The 2,648-nt window shown below is 76.0% G+C and carries 3 protein-coding genes; all 3 read right to left on the reverse strand.

Going from position 1 to position 2,648, the window contains the following annotated elements:
• A partial coding sequence (locus K6I33_RS34185; protein ID WP_308297368.1) for an SCO5717 family growth-regulating ATPase occupies nt 1-397 on the reverse strand: 397 nt, incomplete at its 3' end.
• 290 nt (nt 398-687) lie between these two features.
• A complete protein-coding gene (locus K6I33_RS34190) occupies nt 688-1,476 on the reverse strand; it encodes a hypothetical protein (protein ID WP_374286594.1) in 789 nt (262 codons plus the stop codon).
• A 44-nt stretch (nt 1,477-1,520) separates the two neighbouring features.
• The coding region (gene eccE, locus K6I33_RS34195; protein ID WP_275126852.1) for a type VII secretion protein EccE at nt 1,521-2,648 on the reverse strand (1,128 nt) is incomplete at its 5' end.

Below are 2,648 nucleotides of genomic sequence, written 5' to 3' on the forward strand. Positions count from 1 at the left end.
GCTGGGCCGCGGGCGGGAAGTTCGGCGGCAGCGGCGGCAGGGAGGCCTGAGGCGCGGGAGGCGGGGTCCAGGCGGGTGCCGGGGCCTCGGCCGGCGCGGGCGCCGGAGGCGTGGCGGCCCACGCCTCGTCGCCGCCCGGAGCGGACGAAACGGGCGCGACCGGAGCAACCGGAGCGACTGGCGTGGCCGGAGTAACCGGAGCAACCGGCGGCGCGGGCGCGACGGACGGCGCCGCCGCCGGCGCGCTCTGCGTGTACCACGCGGGCGGCGTGTAATCGATGGTGAACTCGCCCGTGTGCTCGGGCTCGTGTTCGTACCCCGGCCCGTGCTCGGCGTCGGACCGGTCCTCGCCGGCTGTCTTCCCGGCCGCTCGGATCTCGTCCCGATCGCTGCTCACAATGCCTCCTGCTGGTGTGGTCGGCTGCCCATGGATGCGGTGTCCATGGATTCGGTGGACTCAGCTGGCGGGGCCGACCGTTACTGTCGCCCCGACCGCCCGGATTTCCCCATCTGTCGCAGAACAGGACCGGCGTCGGGTTGTCCAGTGCGTGCGTACGTTCTTACAGACTAATCGTCATCCGCATCTCCGCGGCAGGCCCGCCCCCGCCCCACCATCCGCCCCTCGACGCGGCAAGGCTTCCCCGCGCGGCGGCCGTGACACCGCTCCCGCGCCGGTGGAGCCGGGTGTCACTCCATGCGCCGGGCGGCGCCCAGCAGACCCGTCTCCGGCTCGGTCGGCAGGGTGGTGACATACATTCGTGACGAACGCGTGCACCAAAGCGTGACGCCGTCGGGGAGCGTGGACAGCGTTTCGACGTCCTCCGGCGGCAGGTTCATCGTCCGGCCGATCTGCCGGGCCTCGTCGGGCGCGACCCGCTGAACGCCCACCAGATCCGCCTGGTCCAACAGGCGCGGCGTGGTGGGGCTCGGATAGGGGAGCAGGGTGAGCACCGACTGCCAGGGCGCCGGGCCCGTACGGCCGCGCGGCGGCCGCGCCCCGCAGTCGCGTACGACGAGCACGGGGCTGTGCGTGGACGGCCCCTGCGGCGGCATCCGGCCGACGTCGTGGAGCGTGACGCACTGCTGCCCGCTGTTCGCCGACTGCGCGAGCGCCGTCCACAACTGCCGCCGCCCGGTCTCGACGGCGACGCGCGCCCCCGTGCCGACCGCGCGCAGCGCGATGACCTGTGCCGTCCATGCGCCGCCGACCAGGACCACCTCGTAGGGGACGGGCCGGCCGAGGCCCAGGACGGCGGGCGCGCCCTGCTCGTCGGAGCCGATGACGACCCCGTCGTCACCCACGGGCAGCGCCAGCGAGGCGAATTCGTCGGGCAGCAGCTCATGCCGCCCGCGACGCGGCCCGAGCAGCCCGAAGCCGAACCGCGCCCGTCGGGCGGGCGGCGAGGCCGCCGCCCCGGCCGGTTCCGCCCCCGCCGGATCCGCCACGGGCGCCGCCGTCACGGGCGCCGCCACCATGGGCGCCGCCGTCACAGTCGTCGTTGCCGTCACCGGAGTGTTCATCAACGCGTCCCTCCCAGCGGCAGCGTGGCGAGCACGCCCGGCACCTGCTCGTGGTCCAGCCGGACCAGCCCGACCTTCACCGCCCGGGCGGCCCGCTCCAACTCACGCCGCACCGCTCCCAATTCATCCGCACTACGCCCGCATATCCGTACATGTCCCGTCAGTGTGGGCGCGTGCCGTCCTTCGAGCGTCCGCCCCCGGCCGAGCGTCAGGCTCAGCGTCGTCGACAGCGCGGGCAGCGACGTGAGCAGCGCGGCGAGCTGCGGCAGGCCGGTGGCGCCCGCCCCCAGCCGGGGCCAGCGGCTCACCCAGTACACCGAGTGCCAGCGGTCGTCGCACCGCCAGGCGCGCGAGGTCTCCGCCGTGCGCCGCGCGGGCGAGCCGGCGCGCCCCGCCTGCGCCGTGGCCGCCGGATTGAGGTCGGCCGCCGCGGCGAGGGCGGCCGTCAGCTCCTCCTCGGACAGCAGCGTCGCCGTGAACCCGGCGCCCGGCAGCCTGCTGGCCAGTTGCCGCGCCGCGCGCAGCACACAGCGCCGCGCCCCCTCGGCGCCGCCTCCGCGTGCCGCCACGGCCTCCGGGCACAGCTCCGGGTCGAACTTCAGCGCCACCCACGTCTGCCGCACCGCGGGGGCGCCGCTCATCTCGTGCAGTAACGCGTAGTTCCGCGCGGGCAGCGCCTGTCCGGGCAGATGCGGGGCGGGCGCCGGCAGGGTGCTCTGCACGACCTGCGCCGACTCCAGCAGGACGCCGTCCACGTCCATCGCGTCCCGCAACAGGTCCAGCGGCAGCGCCCGCTCGGTCCGCGCGGCCCGCAACGGCCGGTCCACGGCGTCCACGCGCAGCACCGCCGTCAGGAACGTGCCGTCGCCGACCAGCCCGACCGGCCGCCGGTCGCGATCGGTGAAGGACTCGGTCCACAGCGCCGGTTCGCATTCCACCAGGGGCGCCAGGCGCGGATCCGTGCCCGGCGTCACCGGCTGCGCCGCCGCCCGTCGCGCCCGCCGCCGCAGCGCCGCCACGGCGGTCAGCCACTCCACGGCGGGCCGCCGCCCGAGCCGTACGAACGCCAACGCCACCAGCACCACCGCGACCACCACGGCCGGGACCAGCGCCGCCCGCCCACCCGC

It is taken from the genome of Streptomyces sp. UNOB3_S3 (assembly GCF_020740895.1).
In the GTDB taxonomy this organism is placed as follows: Bacteria; Actinomycetota; Actinomycetes; order Streptomycetales; family Streptomycetaceae; genus Streptomyces.

Bases quoted from the DNA above. Each gene is read 5' to 3' on its own strand.
- K6I33_RS34190 (WP_374286594.1), bottom strand. From the start codon at position 1,476: ATGGTGGCGGCGCCCGTGACGGCGGCGCCCGTGGCGGATCCGGCGGGG.